We start from the raw sequence: 16,730 nt of genomic DNA on the forward strand, positions 1-16,730 counted from the left end.
TCGGCGGATGGCGCACCGACGGATACTCCTACGCATACTGCCAGGGAGAATCCAAAGCATCCTCCGCCGGCATCGAGACCAAAGTGTCCTGATTCAGCATCAGAAAGAGGTATAGCGAATGCAGTTCAGAAAGACGGGATCGGCCCTCATAGCCGCCGCAGCACTTTCCGTACTTGGCCTACAGGGTTCGGCGAACGCGAGCGAGGCGGGCGCCACCGCTTGGCCCACCGGATGTTCCTATGGGCGGTACACCGGTGACAGTGACGCGTCATACGCGGAATGCAAGAACGCCAACGGCGGAAGTTTCAGGGCGGTTGTGGTCTGCCGTGATATGGAGACGGCAGCACTGATCACTCGCACTTCCACTGCATGGAAGAAGAGCGGCATATCCTACGCCTTCTGCCCGCCCCACACACTGTACCAATCCGCCGGAATCGAAACGAAGGCTTCATAGACGCCTCGATCGGGAGCCAAAACCTTAGGGCCGCAACCCGGTGCGGCCCTTCCCGCTATGCAGAAGTAAAAAGCCGTCTTCCGACTGAGTGATCTCCAAGCCACACTAGCTACGCTGAGATCAGCCGCACGGTCCGTGTTGAGGATTAGGGGTTAACACCCGCCGCTTGCCACGACCGGGCGGCGGAAGTCAGCGGCAGGAAGGCGATTGTCGTAGTCATGGGCGGATTCTGTTGGCAACGCCAGCTCGCGGGCAAATTATTTTTCGGTTGCGGACCGGGGCCGGCTCACTGCGAATGATGACCTGAGGGGCGATTGGCTCCGCGGGTGATGCGGCGGGTCATGAGGGTGATGGCGGCCCAAGTGATCAGAGTTTCGGAGTGCTGGACGAGCCGTCCGTAGTCGCGTACGTGCCGGCGGGCGTGCATCATCCAGGCCACGGTTCGCTCCACGACCCAGCGGCGGGGCAGCGCGGTGAGCCCGGAGGCGTCGCTGACGGTCTTGATCGTGAGGCTGAGGTACTTCTTTGCCCAGGTCACGAACTTTCCGGCATAGGCGGAGTCGGCCCAGACGATGGTGATCTCGGGATGCATCAGGCGGAGGCGGAAGGGTAGTTCCTTGGCGGCGTCGCGGTCGGTGAGCGAGGCCGGGGTGACCATGACCAGCAGGGGCAGCCCGCGGGTGTCGACTACCAGGTGCCGTTTGCGGCCGTTGATCTTTTTGCCCGCGTCGTAGCCGCGTGAGTCCTTGCCGACGGTTTCGGCGGCCCTGACCGGTCGCCTTCACCACCGCCGGTCTCAACCGGCTGGAAGCCATGCACCACCCCGACAACCCCGCCTCCGGCCGCGTCCTGATCAAGGCCGGATTCACCCACATCGGGTCGTCCGGCCGGCAGACCGACGCCGGAACCACCATGCCGTACCAGGTATACGCCCTTCAGCACTGATGCTGTCGTGTGCGTCCACGCCCACGGACGAGGTACCTACGTGCACCGTAATTCGAACAGGTGCTCTAATTGGCGGATGGACTCCCTCCGCTTCCCCGATGGCCTCCTCCGCGCGCAGCAGGCATGGAACGACACCTACGACGCCCTCGCCGTACCGAATCCTCGCCACTCCACCGTGCTGCGTCAGCGGTTGCTGCGGCTGTCGGTTCTCCTACACACGCACCCGTTCTGGTCGACCGCCCCTGGCGGCGTTCCGGGGGCCCAGATGGAGCTGCGCCGCCGGGCCCAGGCGGCTGTGCAACAACGCGGGGAGCGATCGGCGTGAGTGGCCCTGTAGGGTTGTCGCCCCGGCAGGAGGCCGGCCGTCCTGCGGGCAGTGCGGGAGTGGATCGCCGAGCACGGTGAAGGCCCGTCGGTTCGGCAGTTCGGTGCCCGGGCCGGTCTGTCGAGCACGAGCTCGGTCGCCTACCAGCTCGGGCGCCTGGAAGCGCTCGGGCTCATCAGCCGGACCGGCCGACGCTGGCAGACCAGCCGCCTACACCCTGGACGCCCTCCGTAAGCACGGCCCGCACGGCCAGGTCTTTCGCCGCTTCGGCCCCCGCAGACCCTGTTCGACGCGATCGGTAACCCCCGCCGCTGGCCGCCCTGGAACGTCACTGGGCTCAGCAGCGGGCCCGCGAGGGCGGGACCCAGGAAGGTGAGCGCCATCAGGCCGAACAGCGCGCTGCGGAGCGCGAAGCGCAACGCCCGGCGTGTGCGCGCTGCGCGACGAAGTTCACCGACGAACGCTGGAAGAGGATTCAGACCACCGATTGGGGCACCCCGCCGGACAGCCACCCCACACTCTGCGAGCGGTGCAAGGGGCGGGCCTTGCGGCCGAGTTGCTCGCGCAGTCGGTTCGGACCAGCGTCGAGCGTCACCACCAGGACGACCAGGACCAGGCAGAGCCGGAGCAGAAGTCCGGCTGGTATTTCTCACGTTGGCGCACCTGAAAGCACCCGGAACGGGAGACGGCGAGGCTGCGCGGTGACCTACGGCTGCTTTCAGTGGTTGAAGGGTGGTGACGATCTTGCAGCTGCCCTCCGGGTCTCCTGATGACGTTCCGTACGAGCTGTGGGAGGGCGGGGAGGAGGCCCTGGCCGCCGCTGCCGCGCCGCTGCGGGCCGCCGGGCAGCGGCCTGGATCCGCTCTCTGCCCAGCGCGCCGACTCCCTGTCCGGTCGGCGCCTGGCTCGCCGGGGAGTTGCCGGAGGCGATCGAGACGGCGACGGCCTCCCTGACTCCGGAGGAGTGCGACCGCATGGACTCCTTTGGCGTGATGAGCTAGGGAACGGGCGGCCTTGACGAAGTGACTCGTAGTGAGCTGGCCGCCATGCCGGGCGTGGTCCAGGACGCGCCGTGGCTCACCCGGGATCAGCAGATCCGGCTCGTGGCGGTGGCCTCCTTGGTTACAGGAGCGGCACGGCCGCTCGCGCAGGACCGGGTACGGCGATCGAGCACGGGGAGCTGGATCGTATGTGGGCCTTGCTGGACCACGCCATCACCTGACGTGCCGACGATGCTGGCGGCCGCGGCCGCCCTCAGGGCAGGTGATCAGCTTGTGCTGCCGTACCGCATGGACTGTCGCTCATGATCCGGCGCGGGATTACCGAGCTGACCGCGGCGACGCGGTCAGCCAGGTCGCAGGCAGGGATGTCGATGAGCTCGAAACCGAACGCGCGGTAGCTCTGTTCGTGGATCTTCTCGAAGACCAGCGACTCCTGGAAGCTGATCCGACGGGCACTGGTGGACTCACAGAACCCCAGATTGCGGTCGAAGAGTACCTGCCGCTCATAGATCTCCTCGGCAGTGATCCGCTTGAGCTCCGCCGTCAGAGCACGGGATACCGGCCACCCCAGGTAGGTTGCGAGCGCGTGTGTGCAGACCGGCGACCGGTCGAACACCTGGACACAATCTGTGGCTGAGGCTCCCAACGGCCGTTGCTTCTGCAGATCGACGACCTGATCGATGAAGGACGCCCGTGTCCACGGCTCGCCCTTGCCCTGAGCCTGCGCTCGCGCGATGATCGCGGTTGCGGCTTCCTCGACAACCTCGTAGCCGCGCTGTGCCAGGCACCGCAGGATCGATGTCTTGCCCGCGCCGGGCGTGCCAGTGAGAGCGTAACGTCGCATGCGCAGATGCCTTTCGTGCGTAGTGAGACAGGCTCACTGGTGTAGGAATCTTTGTGCGCACCAACCGTGCCCGCTTCGGATGGTGCGCGGGCCCGGCCGCCCGGCCGGGGCCGACGTCCAGGTCTGGCCGTCGTTATCCTTTTGATGGCATTCCGCAATAAGTGAGATGCAGGGCGACAAGACATGTGGCTCTACCCCCGCACACGATTTCTATGCCGGGGTCTGTCAATCGAACGGTGTAACTAGGGTGGTCGGGGTTACTGGCGGGCTGCGGAGAGCCGGCCGTCGAAGGTGTCGAAGGCGTTCAGCGCTGTCTTCCAGCGCATGGTCCAGCGGGCCTGGCCCTTGACCGTGGGGTCCAGGGACATGATCGCCATGTAGACGCACTTCAGAGCGGCGGTCTCGTTCGGGAAGTGCCCGCGGGCCTTGACCGCCCGCCGGATCCTGGCGTTCACGGACTCGATCGCGTTGGTGGTGCAGACGATGCGGCGGATCTCGGTTTCGAAGCGGAGGAACGGGGTGAACTCCTCCCAGGCGTTCTCCCAGAGCCTGACGATCGCTGGATACTTGCGGCCCCAGGCGTCGGCGAACTCGGCGAATCGCTCCAGGGCGGCCCCTCGGTCGGCGCCGTGCAGATGGGCTTGAGGAGTCTGGCGATCTTGTCCCAGTCCTGGCGGGCGGCATAGCGGAAGGAGTTCCGCAGCAGGTGGACCACGCAGGTCTGCACGATCGTCTGCGGCCAGACGGTCTCGACCGCGTCGGGCAGGCCCTTGAGCCCGTCGCAGACGAGCATGAGGACGTCGTTGACGCCGCGGTTCTTGATCTCGGTGAGGATGTGCATCCAGTGCTTGGCGCCCTCGACGGTGACGGCCAGGGCCACGTAGTTGGGCCGGTTGGCGACGGCTCCGTCGCGGATCTTCACGTGGATCGCATCGATGAAAACCACCGGATAGACCGCATCGAGCGGCCGGTTCTGCCATTCGGCCATGCCCTCGAGGACCTTGTCGGTGATCGTGGAGATCGTCTGGCGGGAGACCTCGGCGCCATAGACCTCAGCCAGGTGGGCCTGGACCTCCCCCGTGGTCAGCCCCTTCGCGGACAGGGAGATGACCATCTCGTCCACGCCGGTCAGCCGCTTCTTGACGATCTTCGGCTCGAACGAGCCGTCGCGGTCCCGGGGCACGGATATCTCCACCGGTCCGACATCCGTCAGGACGGACTTCGCGCGGGTGCCGTTGCGGGAGTTGCCGCCGATCTTCCCGGCCGGATCGTGCTTGTCATAGCCGAGACGGTCGCTGATCTCACCCTCCAGGGCGGACTCCAGCAGCCGCTTCGTCAGCTGCTGCAGCAGCCCCCCCTCGCCCGTCAGCTGCAGACCCTCGGCCTGGGCCCGGGACACCAGCTCGTCGATCAGCCGGTCATCCACTGCCCTCGCCGACTGAGGCTCGTCCGCTTCGCTGATCTCGGCCTCGGTCACGTTCTCACTGGTCATCGGTGCATCCTCCATGATCGGGAGTTACACCGAACGATTTACAGTCCCGCGGCGCGAGCGCCCCGGCTCCCTTGACCTTGCGGTTGCGTAGCCCGGTCTCCAGTCGACGGACGCCCGTGCGGCGGATCGCGGCCGGGGTCTGGTAGGCGGTCAGCAGGAGCACCGGGCCTTTGTTCGTCAGGTCCCGGGTTCGTTCCAGTTCGGGGAAGAACTCCAGGAGCTGGGCGCGCGAGCGGTTGATCTGTCGGGTGCGGTCGTGCACGACGTCCCGGCGCCGGCGGTGAGGAGACTAGGTCGAGGGCGATGTCGTCGCCAGGGCGGAGCATGCTGACGTCGAGGTGGACGCGGGCCTCGTCGGCGATGATGAAGGCGTCGCGTGCCTCGGTCTTGCCTTCGCCGCGGTAGGTGGTGGAGGCACGGTGGATGGTCCGGCCGCTGAGGTAGGCGAGGGGCTGCCCGTAGTTGAGCAGGAGGTCGGTGGCCAGGGCGGCGATGCCAGTGTTGATGTCCACGGCCCACAGGGCGTCACCGGACACGTCGGGCGGTTCTGCCAGCGGATGGACTGCTGGGCGATGCCTCCCAGCGCGCGGTGGATGATCGATTCGGTGCACCACTGCTCGCCGGCCTTGCAGTTGTCGTCGCCCGGGTAGTCCTGGGTCGCCGTCGTGCGGCGTATGAAGCCAGGTCACAAATCCTGTTGTCTTTCGGGTCAGCAAGCTATCGGAGACGACTGGCCTCCTCATTCGGTCGCCTGGGGTGCGGGGCGGTGCTTCGACGCAAGGCGAGCGAAATCGAGTACCGCCGGCGTTGCGCGGGCGGTGGGCCATATCAGCGCCCAACTCACTGTCGGGGCGTCCACGGGGCGCAGGTAGCGCAGGCCCGGCCACGGGTAGTAGCGGGCAGCGACTTCGTGGACGAGGCAGATGGCCGCTCCTGAAGAGACCACGGCCGCAACCTCCTGGAATGTCGAGACCTTCGGTCCACGTCGGATGGGCTGGCCGCTCGGGGTATGGGAGGGCACCAGCGTCTTTTGCCAATACTCGGGGATGTTGGAGGCGCACTGCGGCAGAGTCCAGTCAGCGAGGTCTTCCATGTTCAAGGCTTCGTGCTGAGTGAGGGGGTGATCGGAGCGGACCATGAGGAGCGCCGGGCCGGAGATAAGGACTGGTCCGACGGTCAGGTCGGGTTCGCGGACGGGGAGCCAGGCTGTCGCGACGTCGACAAAGCCGTCACGCAGCGGGCCGAAAGGATCTGAAAAGGTCATTTCTTTGATAACGAGTTCGGTGTGCGGGTGTTGGGCGCGGAACCTTTCGAGGAGGTGTGCCTGATCCTGTGGCTGCGGACCGTGCAGTCCCAGTTTCAGCGTTCTCTTGTCCCACCCTGCTGCGGCCTCGGCAGCACGGGCGACGCCTTCCTGGATCTGCTGATAGCCGGATCTCAGGTCGTCGCGCAACTGCGCTCCGATGGGCGTCAACTCGACTTTGCGGCTGCTACGTAAGAACAGTCGTGTCCCGAGCCGTCGCTCCTGTTTGGCGATCGACTGACTCACACGCGCTTGTGACACGTGCAGGAGGGCTGCAGTCCTTCCGAAGTGCAGCTCCTCAGCCAGCGTCAGAAAGATCTCGATGTCTCGCAGCTCCACCGCATCCCGCTCTCGTCGATAGTTGCAGACTTTGCATTTGACCACGCGAAGCCGCTCGTCGTCCGGGACTTGACGGCGGACGTCAACTGACGCCTGAGGCTTGTCGTTGAGTGCGTGTGGACGACGAGCACTACGGCGCGACGCTCGCCAGTGTCAGCGGCGCGACCGGCATCTCGCCCAGCACGCTGTCTCGGATCGAGACCGGCCGGCGCAAGCTCACACTGGAAGGTGCCGCAGCACCTGTCGAAGGAGTAAAATGTGTGCCTAACTGATCGTTTCAGAATGAGTTGAGCCGTGGGTCTTGCGGTCGACGATCTTGGTCGGCAGGGTGTCCGGCGTGCGTGCTGATCTTGTTCCGGATGACCTGTGGGAGCGGGTGGCCCCGCTGCTGCCGCCCGCCCCCGAACGGCGCCATCGCCACCCGGGGCGGCTGCGTGTTCCCGATCGAGTGGCGCTCGCCGGCGTCCTGTATGTGCTGCGGACCGGTGTCGCGTGGCGTGACGTCCCCGCGGAGGCAGTGGGCTGTTCCGGGGTGACGGCCTGGCGCCGACTGCGGGACTGGACCGAGGCTGGTGTCTGGCCGCGCCTGCACGCCGCCCTGTTAATGCGGTCGGCGCTGGCCGAGGTCGGCCTCGCGGTGGCCGGCCGCGCCGGCGCCCGGCTGGCCGACGTCTTCGGGGCGAAAGCCAGCCGGACCACGGTCCTGCGACTGGTCGACGCACTCCCGGAGCCTCCCCCCGCGGACCCCGCGGGTGGTCGGCGTCGATGAGTACGCGATGCGCAAGGGATGCGTCTACGGGACAGTCCTGGTCGACGTCGAGACCCGCCGACCAGTTGACCTGCTGCCGGATCGCGAGGCGGGGACGGTCGCGGCCTGGCTGGCCGAACGCCCGGGGATCGAGGTCGTCTGCCGTGACCGTGCTCCGTTCTTTGCAGAAGGCGCCAGCATCGGGGCACCCACTGCCGTCCAGGTTGCCGACCGTTTCCACCTCTGGCGCAACCTTGGCGAAGCCGCCGAGCGGTGCATCTCCCGCCATCGCTCATGCCTGCGCGCGACCACCGCCGAGACGGCCCCGGAGAAGGTAGAGGTTCAGGTACCGGTGGACGGCGGCTCGCCATGGCCCACCGGGCACCGCTTCGCCGACCGCACCCGCGCCAAGCACGCCACCGTCCACGCGCTGCTGGCCGCCGGCCACAGTCGACGTTCCATCCAGCGCCAGCTCGGCATGACCTACCGCACCGTCCAACGGCTGGCGGACGCCGCGGCCCCGGAAGACCTGTTCCAGGGACAGTGGCAGAACCGCAGGACCAAGCTCGACGACTTCAAGCCGTACTTGAACGAACGGTGGGCTGAGGGCTGCACGGACGCCTGGACCCTCTGGGAAGAGATCAAGGCGCGCGGCTACCGCGGCGGCTATGGAGCCGTCCGTGCCTACATACAGCCGTTTCGCACCACCGCGACCGCACCGGCAGCCCGACCACCATCGCCGCGGACCGTCGCCGGGTGGATCCTGACCCACCCCGACGCCCTGCCGGAGAACGATCGACTCAAGCTGAAGTCAGTGCTCGCCCACTGCCCTGAACTGGAAGCGCTCACCCGCCACGTTCGCGCGTTCGGAAGGATGATCACCGAACTCCAAGGCGACCGGCTCCCGCAGTGGATCGAAGCGGTCCGCGCCGACCGACCTGCCGAGTCTCCACACCTTCGCCAACGGCCTGGAACGAGACCTTATCGCGGTCACCGCCGGGCTGACCTCCCCTGGAGTTCGGGCGTCGTCGAGGGTCACGTCAACCGGATCAAGATGCTGAAGCGACAGATGTATGGACGCGCCGGCTTTACGCTCCTGAGGAAGCGAGTTCTCCTCGCGTCGTGAACCTGAGCCGGTTGGCAGCTACTCCACGAGACCGAAGCCGTCCGGGAACCCTTCCAGGAATTCACGGCGGCCGGGATCGGTTTCGGCCTCCGTCATTGCCTCGATCACCTGCTGGAACTCTCCACGCTGGGAGTCCGACAGGCGATCCACCACCGCGGCGACACCCTCCAGTGCCTTCACCGCATCGTCCTGATCCATGTGATCATCGTCCGCGCTCTCGACGAACCACGCGAGGTCCACAAGCGCCTCCGCCAGGGCGCGGGTCAGCGACGGGTACTGCGACATGGACGATCCCCCCGAAGGTGATGGCTGCAGAACTCTCCGCGCAGCCAATCACATGCGACTGACAACACTCACTGTCACCGCACCACAGAAGTTGGACCAGATTCGGTTCTCGTGACCAAAGCCACCGGCCCGAACACCGTGTCCGCAGCGAGGCCTTCGACCGCCTCGGCCTGGCCCGCACCCACATCGCAGCCGAGGAACTCGACGGCGCCCTGCTGGAGACCCAGCACGCGCTCGCCCTGTCTGGCGTCATCGAGTCCCGCCGCGTCGCCGACCGGCTCGTCGAACTCCACGACGAAGCCGAACGCTACGCAAGCGGCCGAAGCGGCGGGAACCTGCGGGAGCTCATCGCCTCAGCCGTACGAGGGTAGCCAGCTCTTTTGCAACGCCTCGGATAGATCCAGTCGAGCACGGGAGCAACTCTCCTCGCGCCCGTTCCGTTCCGCCTCCCGCCGTCATCTGGGGCTCCGGTATCGGCCCCCGCCGCTGCCGTTCCATGGGTCGCCCTGCTTAGAAGCCACCTCATTTGGCGCCTGCGCGTAGGGCTCCTGCCTGTGCCGTGGCACGTATCTGACCTGGTTGCGCCATACTCTGGCTTCGTTCACTTCGAGCGACAGCGTTTGTCGATCTGTTTGAGCAGCAGTGAGTGCCCAGCCTGGCCATGTCTGTTCACGAGAATTGACGGCATCTCTGTCCGTCGGCGATCGCCAACGTGTCGCAGCACTCTGTCAGCAGGTGGTGACAGCCAAGCTCACGACGTAGTGCTCCTCTACCATCCGGTTCGGGAAGACCTCAGTCAGGATGTCGCGCTCCCTGGCAATAAAGGTGTTCGTTGCTTGCTTGCCGAGGACGAGGAAGTCGGAGTAGCTGGCGAGGTTGGCGAGATGCATGTCAAGTGGAACGCTCCTGGTCCACGGCACGTGCCGATGGACGAAGTCGAGCTCGGACGGCAGTCCGCGGAACCGGGCCATCGGGTCGTGAGGGCTGTCGTCGGCATCGAAAAGCCGGCTCAAGCGCGCGTCCTGGTTGGCAATCCACGGAATGGTGCTGTCTGAGTCGTTCCACCAGAGGGCCAGTGCACCACCGGTGCGTAGGACTCGGAGAGCTTCCGGAACGGATTTACGCTGATCGGTCCAGTGCCAGGCTTGGGCATATGTGAGGACGTCGACGGAACCGGAGGCCAACGGCAGGTTGTTGCCGTCCCCGATCACAAGGGGGACGTCGGGCAGGCTGAGACGGAACTGGGAGGCCATCCCGGGGCCGGGCTCGACAGCGATGACACTCGCGCCGCGGGCCCGGAGAAGCATCGTTGCCAGTCCGGTGCCGGCCCCGACGTCGGCGACGCAAGCGCCCTCTAAGGGGCGGCCGGTGAGTTCCTCGACCGCGTCGAACAAGTCGGACGGGTATGAAGGACGGTTCGCAGCGTAGCTGGCGGCAGTCGTGTCGAACGAACGGGCCTGCGAGGTGATGGTCATACGAACATTGTTGATGACTGCAGGTACTTGGCGTCGGACTTTGACCCTTTCCGGCGACAACAGGTAGTCGCTCAGGACGTCGGCGAATGTGCCAGCGTGACGGACAGCTCGCCGCCCAGGGCGGGCGGCGAACGTTGAGACAGAGTCGTCGGACGTCAACTGGCGTTGGGTTGCTCTGCAGTTCGTGCTCGGGTGGTGGCGAGGCGGTAGGAGTCGGTGCCGGTCTCGATGATCGTGCCGTTGAAGGTGAGGCGGTCGACGATGGCCGCGCAGAGGCGGGGGTCGGTGAATGTCTTGGTCCACCCGCCGAAGGACTCGTTGGAGGCGATGGCGACGCTGTTCTTCTCCTCCCGCTCGGTCAGCACTTGGAAGAGGAGTTCGGCGCCGTGCCGGTCGAGTTCCATGTAGCCGAGCTCGTCGATGCAGAGGAGATCCACTCGCCCGTAACGGGCGATCGTCTTGTTCAGCTGCTTCTCGTCGGCGGCCTCGACGAGCTCGTTGACCAGTTTCGTGGCGAGCGTGTAGCGGACCCGGTAGCCCTTCATCGCGGCCTCGGTGCCCAGGGCGATGAGCATGTGGGACTTGCCCGTGCCGGAGTCGCCGATCAGGCAGAGCGGCTGGCTCTTCTTGATCCATTAACAGCTGGCGAGGGTGTGGACGGTGGCGGCATCGATGTTCGGGTTGGCGTCGAAGTCGAAGGCCCGCAGGGACTTCTCCCGGGGGAAGCCAGCGGCCTTGATCCGTCGTTCCGAACGGCGCCTGGCGCGGTCGTCGCACTCGGTCATCAGCAGCTCGGCGAGGAAGCCGCGGTAGGTCATCTGGTCCTTGATCGCCCGGTCGGCGATCTCGGTGAATTCGTTGCGGATCGAGGGCAGCCGCAGCAGGCGGCAGGCGGCAGGCGGTGTCGATCGCCGCGTCGGCGGCCTGCTCGGTCAAGCCTCGCTGGCGGGGCAGGGTCACTGGGCTTCTCCCTCTTGGTGGTCGCTGCCGCTGGTGCGGCGGCGTCGTAGCAGTTGGTCGTAGGGGGTCACCGACGGCAGCGGCCGGGTGTCCGGGGGAAGGTGCGCGAGGCGCCACTCGTGCGGCGACGTGACGGTCGCCGGCGTCTCGCTCGGCAACGAAGCGGATGTCCCGACGACCGGCTCGTCCTCCGCCTGGGCGGCCTTGCGAGCCTCCAGCGCGACCGCGTCGGCGGTCAGAGCGCCGGCCCGCAAGGCGGTGGCCAGGCCCGCGACGACGTGCTCGTGGGCGAGGTGGCGGTTCAGCAGCAGGACCTCGATCAGAGCCCTGGTGCCGTCCCGCTCGCCGTGGACCTTGCGGGCCTGGACCCACCAGGCGTCGTGGACTGGGGTGAACTTGCCTGCGGACCGGGCCTGTTCCAGGGCCGTGGCGCCAGGGAAAGCACCCGGCTTGCGAATCAGAGCTTCGAGGTAGTGGTCCAGGTCCAGCCGCAACCCGCCCTTGGCAATCAGCCTCTCGTGCCGGGCAACCTCGACGTTCCTGTCGTAGACCACCAGGTGAGAGGCGTGCAGGACGACGCGGACCCGTTTTCCGATGAACCGGGTCGGGACCGAGTAGCGGTTGGTTCGGACGTTGATCTGGCTGTAGCGGTCGACCCGCGGCGTGAACAGCCGGCCCGTCTCGAAAGGCTCCTCGGGCAGCGGCATCAGCAGCGGCTTCTCGACGGCGAAGTACTCATCCACAGTCCGCGTCCGCGAGCCGATCCGGCTGTGCCCGTCGTGCAGGTCCCACTGGTCGACCATCTCGTTCAGTTCGGCGAGGGAGTCGACTTCCGGGACCGGGGTGAAGTGGTTGCGGCGGAAGTAGCCGATCATGCCCTCGACGCCGCCCTTCTCGTGGGCGCCTTCGATGCCGGGACGGCAGTAGAAGCTCTCGATGTTGAAGTGCGAGCGGAAAGCGATCCACCGGTCGGTCTCCACTCTCGCCCGGCTCAGCCCCAGCACCTGGGCGACAGCCGACTTCAGGTTGTCGTAGCGGATCTTGGTCCGGGGAACACCGCCCAGCGTCCGAAGTGCATGCACATGCCCTTCGAAGAACGCTTCCTGACCGCACGAAGCGAGCACCCGGTGAACAGCCTTGCCCGAGTAGGACAGACGCAGCGAGAACAAGTAGCAGGTCACCAGCTCGCCAGCCAGACGCACCGTCACGTCGCCGAAGTCGACCTCCGCCTCGTGACCGGGCAGATGGGACTGAGGAACGAACGCTTCCACCGGGCCTTGCCCGAGGCCGCGAGGATCTCCGGCTTCCGGTCGGAGACGTAGCGCCGGACCATCTGATAGGAGACGTCCGCGCCATGCTCCTCGACCAGCCGGTGAAAGTTCCGGGTGATCTTGTGCCGCTGCTTTCGCGGCGCATCCAGGTCCGTCCGAAGCATCTCGTCGATCACCGGCTTGTACGGATCAAGCGCGGTCGGCCGCGGCGGAAGCTTCTTGCGCGGCTGCGGCCAGACCGAGTCCACGGCCTTCTTGACCGTCCGCCACGACACGTTGTACTTGCGCTCAAGCTCGCGCATCTTCATACCGGCACGGTGATCACGCCGGATCGCCGCGTACAGCTCGACCTTGGACATCTGCGGCATGACCAGGAACTTTCACCAGGAGCATCCCGATGCTGCCCTGGCAAGTACCCCAGTGCTGTCGAAACTCGTGAACATCACCCGCCCGTGGGTCTGGGTGCCTCCCAAACTCGTGAACAATTGACGGCACTACTGGTGAATAAGGCCAATACTCCATGGGTGACCACACCGATAGGGCCCGTGATCCTCTTCGATGACGACCATTACATGTACGTCCTGCAGGACCGAGCGTCCGCCGAAGCATGGTGGGAGATGCCCGACGAGTACGCCTGTGGGTTCGACGCTCTGGCCCGACCGTTGCGCATGACGGGTGAGCCGCACCAGGTAGCCCTGGAGCTCACCGGTGATGAACCGGCCGAGGCAGACCTACGTCGTCTCGTCGCAGACCACTACCAGCGGTTTCTTCATGGGCAGGCGCCGCCGGAAGCCTCCGCTGTCTCAGAGTTCGTGGCTGGGCTGCCCCTCGATGGTTCGTAAGGCGAGGGCCTTCGTTCGGTAGCACGCCAGCGAATCAGGACGTGAGTCTGCGGTAGCAGATGAGGGTGCAGGCGATGCTGGTGAAGGCCAGGAAGTGGTCGGCCTTGCGTTCGTAGCGTCGGTGAAGGCGGCGGCAGCCGGCGAGCCATGACATGGTTCGTTCCACGGTCCAGCGGTGGCGGCCCAGCCGTTGCGAAGACTCGACTCCCTTGCGGGCGATGCGGTGAGTGATGCCGCGTTCGCGTAACCATCGCCGCAGGTGAGCATAGTCGTATCCCTTGACGGCGTGGAATTTGTCGGGTTTGCTCCGTCGCGGGCCGCGGCGCGAGCGGATGGGCGGGATGCCCTCCACGAGCGGGATCAGGGCCTGGCTGTCATGCAGGTTGGCCCCGGAGATGCCGATGGATATGGGCAGACCCGATCGTTCCGTGATCAGGTGGATTTTCGAGCCGTACTTGCCCCGGTCGACACGATTCGGACCTGTCAGGTCCCCTTTTTTAGGGCTCGCATGTTCACCGAGTCGATCGCGCATCGCGACCAGTCCAGCTCGCCGCGGGCGCCGAGCTCGTCGAGGACAAGGCGGTGGAGCTTGGCCCACACTCTGGCCTTCGACCACTCCGAGAACCGCCGGTGGGCGGTCGCTCCGGACGGGCCGAACGATGCCGAAGGCAGCTGCTGCCAGGTACAACCCGACGTGGCCACGAAGACGATCGCGGCCAGCACTTCCCGGTCGCCGTGCCGACGCCGACCACCGCCCTGAGGACGCGACGGCGCCTCCGGCACCACCCGCGGGAACAACTCCCACAACTCGTCAGGCACCAGACGCTCAACGATCCCCACCATGACGCACAGAATAGCGAAGCACCCAAATGAGATGGCTCCTTACGAGACTCCCTTCCAGGTGTCCATGCCGAACGTTCCCTTGATGCCCTCTTCTACCTGTCGACCGAGGCCAGCTACTCCAGGCAGTTCAACCCTCGGCATCGACATCACCGTCGCCGTCAAATGGCAGCGAGCCGCCGCCGGGGACTGGGGCGCCTACGCGGCCGAGGTCAGTCGCCGCCATCATGACGTCTGAATCCAAAGGCAAGGGAGCAACACAGATGCTGCTACGTGATGTTGAGTACGGCGACGTCGGCGCCTACGTCCGGATGCGATGCGACCCGGTCATGATGGCCGAGCTGGGCGGGCCGCTGCCTTGCGAGGGCATGGAGGCGAAGGTCCATCGTGATGTTCAACGGGTGGCAGCGGACACCGACTGGACAAAGATGATCGTGCCCGATGAGGCCGAGCTGGACGTGGTCGCGGGAACCGTGACGTTGTGGCCCCACGACGCAGACGGCGAGCGCATCTCCGAGATCGGCTGGATGGTGCTGCCGGAGTACCAGGGACGGGGACTCGCGAAGCAGGGCGTCCGCAGGCTGCTTGAGCTGGCCCGCGACGACGGCCGGTGGGGGTTGATACACGCATTTCCGGCAACAACCAACGCCCCGTCCAACGGCATCTGCCGAGCCCTCGGCTTCCGACTTCTGGGCAAGCAAGACGTGCCCTTCGCCGATCGAATCCTGCAAACCAACCACTGGGCTATCGACCCTCGTAACGACCTGACCTGACTACAGATCCGCAGAACGCCGGGGACCCACGCGGAGCCCCGAGGGCGGGAGGCATTCAGAGAGTTCCAATACCCGACTCCACCATTAGCGATCTACCCGGCCGAGACCATCGAGGCCCATCGCGCCTTCATCGCCCGCCGCAGGGCCACCCGCCCCAGCGATGGGTATCGGACCCCCACCGAGGAGGAATGGGACGCATTCCTTGCGCACTTCGAGAAGCGCAAGGTCTCCATCGGCACCTGCGCTCGTGCCTTTTCAAGCCCTTGTGTTCATGAACACGCTTGTGTTCGTTGCTCGCTCCTCCGGCCGGACCCGGCCCAGCGCGGCCGGTTGGAGGAGATCCGCGACAACCTCGTCGCCGCATCGCCGAGGCCGAGCGCGAGGGTTGGCTCGGCGAGGTCGAAGGACTCCAGGTCAGCCTCGCCGACGCCGAGGATAAGCTCGCCCAGATCGACAGGCAGTCCCAGAAGGCCACCATCAGCCTCGGCATGCCTACGACCAGGAGTGGGGACCTTGAGTAGCGATGCACATCGAGACGAACCGGCCCGCGATATGAGCACGTGGACGCTCGACCAGCTGCAGATGTTCATCCATGACGCCCACGGCCAGCAACTCGAGACGGCACGCGTCGCCGCGCAGGGACATGCCTACAACTCCAGCCGTCCCCTGGAGGCCCGTCGCCATTGGGCGAAGCTGTCGCTGCTCGCGAACCGGCGCATGCTCGATAGCGCCGAAAGGCGCTCTGCGCGGGTGGCTCAGCAGGACTTCATGCTCCGGACTTGGGTGATCGACCGATTGGGTCCCGACGACACGGACCCCGACTGGAGTCCCGAGGCGCTGGCGTCCGACACGCTCGACACACTGACCTTCACGCCCACACAGGCCGCCGGTCTCGCCGAGGGCTGGCGCGACCTTCCCATCGAGCAGATCCGCGAGCTGAGGCGGCAGAAGAACCTGACAGCCCATCTGGAAAGCCTTGTCAGCCACCTGACTCCCGGCCCGGTCCGTGAGCGACTTGTCGCCTGGGCCGCGACCCGACCGCTCCTGCCTTGACCAGCCCCAGCAATCAGGTCGCCTGAACTGACTGCCTTCCAAGCGAAGTTCAGAGAAGCTTGTGTCAGATGTTCGCTCCTCCGGCCTGATCCGGCCCAACGGTCACGGCTGATCGACATCCGCGACAACCTGATCGCCCGGATCGCCGAGGCGGAGCGGGAAGGATGGCTGGGCGAAGTCGAGGGCCTCCAGGTCAGCCTCGCCGGCGCGCAGGGCAAGCTGGACCAGCTCGATGCCGAAGCGGCCCGCCGACCCTCCACAGTCGATCTCGGCATGCCGACCTTCACCGACGTCGCCATCCGCGCCACCGCTACGTCGACGGACCAAAGCTGCCCCTGAAATCCGTGGTCGCCACGAAGCTGAACTGCCTACGCTCCAACCCATGCGAACTGTCTTCGTGTTTCCCTCAGGTGAGCGAGCTGAGACCGTATAGCAATCACGTCAGACCCAAGGAGCAGCCAGACGCGAAACGTGACACAGGACGGCAAAGAAGAGCGGGCCGAACCAACGACGGCGGGCTACGGGGTGATGGTGAGCTGGGCGGCGCCCGGTGCGGGCGCGTAACGGCGGGCGGGAGGCTGATCCGTGTCTGGCTCAGCCGGAGACCGCGGCCAGGTTGGCCTGGCGCTCCCCCGTCAGGCGCATCAGCGCCGT

At 66.1% G+C, this 16,730-nt stretch carries 14 protein-coding genes and 8 pseudogenes; 9 read left to right on the forward strand and 13 right to left on the reverse strand.

Annotated features, from left to right (window positions below; genetic code table 11):
• Window positions 1-776: 776 nt before the first annotated feature.
• Window positions 777-1,226: pseudogene (locus BLW14_RS00205) on the reverse strand (transposase); the annotation flags it as partial.
• 14 nt (window positions 1,227-1,240) lie between these two features.
• Here BLW14_RS00205 and BLW14_RS00210 point away from each other — a divergent pair.
• The 3 genes and pseudogenes from BLW14_RS00210 to BLW14_RS00220 all read left to right on the forward strand — a co-directional run.
• Window positions 1,241-1,399, forward strand: a pseudogene (locus tag BLW14_RS00210) (GNAT family N-acetyltransferase); the annotation flags it as partial.
• A 76-nt stretch (window positions 1,400-1,475) separates the two neighbouring features.
• Window positions 1,476-1,724 (forward strand): hypothetical protein, encoded by a 249-nt coding sequence (locus BLW14_RS34785; protein ID WP_093703155.1) that lies wholly within the window; start codon window positions 1,476-1,478, stop codon window positions 1,722-1,724.
• Between the two features lie 42 nt (window positions 1,725-1,766).
• Window positions 1,767-1,958, forward strand: coding sequence for a LexA family protein (locus BLW14_RS00220; protein WP_093703157.1), 192 nt, complete (start codon window positions 1,767-1,769; stop codon window positions 1,956-1,958).
• Between the two features lie 1,020 nt (window positions 1,959-2,978).
• On the opposite strand, the gene BLW14_RS00230 is transcribed toward BLW14_RS00220, so the two are convergent.
• The 5 genes and pseudogenes from BLW14_RS00230 to BLW14_RS00245 all read right to left on the reverse strand — a co-directional run bounded on the left by BLW14_RS00230 (window position 2,979) and on the right by BLW14_RS00245 (window position 6,703).
• Complete coding sequence (locus BLW14_RS00230) at window positions 2,979-3,569, reverse strand: AAA family ATPase (protein ID WP_093703159.1); 591 nt, start codon at window positions 3,567-3,569, stop codon at window positions 2,979-2,981.
• A gap of 257 nt (window positions 3,570-3,826) precedes the next feature.
• A pseudogene (locus BLW14_RS00235) lies at window positions 3,827-5,061 on the reverse strand (IS256 family transposase).
• Window positions 5,051-5,323, reverse strand: a complete 273-nt coding sequence (locus tag BLW14_RS34850; RefSeq protein WP_256333038.1) for a hypothetical protein — start codon at window positions 5,321-5,323, stop codon at window positions 5,051-5,053. The pseudogene BLW14_RS00235 and the gene BLW14_RS34850 overlap by 11 nt, the downstream one beginning before the upstream one ends.
• An 88-nt stretch (window positions 5,324-5,411) precedes the next feature.
• A pseudogene (locus BLW14_RS35650) lies at window positions 5,412-5,597 on the reverse strand (transposase); the annotation flags it as partial.
• A 203-nt stretch (window positions 5,598-5,800) separates the two neighbouring features.
• Window positions 5,801-6,703: a LysR family transcriptional regulator gene (locus BLW14_RS00245; RefSeq protein WP_093703163.1), complete on the reverse strand. Its 903-nt coding sequence runs from the start codon at window positions 6,701-6,703 to the stop codon at window positions 5,801-5,803.
• Between the two features lie 110 nt (window positions 6,704-6,813).
• Here BLW14_RS00245 and BLW14_RS00250 point away from each other — a divergent pair.
• From BLW14_RS00250 to BLW14_RS00255, 3 genes and pseudogenes are all read left to right on the forward strand, one after another.
• Window positions 6,814-6,930, forward strand: a pseudogene (locus tag BLW14_RS00250) (helix-turn-helix domain-containing protein); the annotation flags it as partial.
• A gap of 110 nt (window positions 6,931-7,040) precedes the next feature.
• Window positions 7,041-7,307 (forward strand): annotated as a pseudogene (locus tag BLW14_RS33870) (transposase); the annotation flags it as partial.
• A 148-nt stretch (window positions 7,308-7,455) separates the two neighbouring features.
• Window positions 7,456-8,577: an ISL3 family transposase gene (locus BLW14_RS00255; RefSeq protein ID WP_218137676.1), complete on the forward strand. Its 1,122-nt coding sequence runs from the start codon at window positions 7,456-7,458 to the stop codon at window positions 8,575-8,577.
• 18 nt (window positions 8,578-8,595) lie between these two features.
• On the opposite strand, the gene BLW14_RS00260 is transcribed toward BLW14_RS00255, so the two are convergent.
• From BLW14_RS00260 to istA, 5 genes and pseudogenes are all read right to left on the reverse strand, one after another.
• Entirely contained in the window at window positions 8,596-8,862 is a 267-nt protein-coding gene (locus BLW14_RS00260; RefSeq protein WP_093703165.1) for a hypothetical protein, read from the reverse strand.
• Window positions 8,863-8,936: 74 nt separating this feature from the next.
• The gene (locus BLW14_RS00265; protein WP_093703167.1) at window positions 8,937-9,155 is read right to left on the reverse strand and encodes a hypothetical protein; all 219 of its coding nucleotides are present in this window, start codon (window positions 9,153-9,155) and stop codon (window positions 8,937-8,939) included.
• Between the two features lie 435 nt (window positions 9,156-9,590).
• Window positions 9,591-10,337, reverse strand: a complete 747-nt coding sequence (locus tag BLW14_RS00270; protein WP_093703169.1) for a class I SAM-dependent methyltransferase — start codon at window positions 10,335-10,337, stop codon at window positions 9,591-9,593.
• Between the two features lie 155 nt (window positions 10,338-10,492).
• Window positions 10,493-11,297 (reverse strand): annotated as a pseudogene (gene istB / locus BLW14_RS00275) (IS21-like element helper ATPase IstB).
• Window positions 11,294-12,927: pseudogene (istA, locus tag BLW14_RS00280) on the reverse strand (IS21 family transposase). The pseudogenes istB and istA overlap by 4 nt, the downstream one beginning before the upstream one ends.
• A 165-nt stretch (window positions 12,928-13,092) precedes the next feature.
• On the opposite strand from istA, the gene BLW14_RS00285 reads away from it, so the two are divergent.
• Window positions 13,093-13,410, forward strand: coding sequence for a hypothetical protein (locus BLW14_RS00285; protein ID WP_093703171.1), 318 nt, complete (start codon window positions 13,093-13,095; stop codon window positions 13,408-13,410).
• 34 nt (window positions 13,411-13,444) lie between these two features.
• Here the strand turns inward: BLW14_RS00285 and BLW14_RS00290 are convergent.
• A protein-coding gene (locus tag BLW14_RS00290) for an IS5 family transposase (RefSeq protein WP_371128033.1) occupies window positions 13,445-14,253 on the reverse strand; the annotation gives its coding sequence in 2 pieces (ribosomal slippage) (window positions 13,445-13,911 and window positions 13,911-14,253; 810 coding nt in all).
• Between the two features lie 260 nt (window positions 14,254-14,513).
• On the opposite strand from BLW14_RS00290, the gene BLW14_RS00295 reads away from it, so the two are divergent.
• Together BLW14_RS00295 and BLW14_RS00305 are read left to right on the forward strand one after the other, a co-directional pair.
• Window positions 14,514-15,023 (forward strand): GNAT family N-acetyltransferase, encoded by a 510-nt coding sequence (locus BLW14_RS00295; protein ID WP_093703173.1) that lies wholly within the window; start codon window positions 14,514-14,516, stop codon window positions 15,021-15,023.
• A gap of 513 nt (window positions 15,024-15,536) precedes the next feature.
• Window positions 15,537-16,076: a hypothetical protein gene (locus BLW14_RS00305; protein WP_256332607.1), complete on the forward strand. Its 540-nt coding sequence runs from the start codon at window positions 15,537-15,539 to the stop codon at window positions 16,074-16,076.
• Between the two features lie 102 nt (window positions 16,077-16,178).
• On the opposite strand, the gene BLW14_RS34335 is transcribed toward BLW14_RS00305, so the two are convergent.
• Window positions 16,179-16,403: a hypothetical protein gene (locus tag BLW14_RS34335; RefSeq protein WP_177153858.1), complete on the reverse strand. Its 225-nt coding sequence runs from the start codon at window positions 16,401-16,403 to the stop codon at window positions 16,179-16,181.
• Window positions 16,404-16,730: the final 327 nt, after the last annotated feature.

This window comes from Streptomyces sp. 2131.1 (assembly GCF_900105515.1).
In the GTDB taxonomy this organism is placed as follows: Bacteria; Actinomycetota; Actinomycetes; order Streptomycetales; family Streptomycetaceae; genus Streptomyces; species Streptomyces drozdowiczii.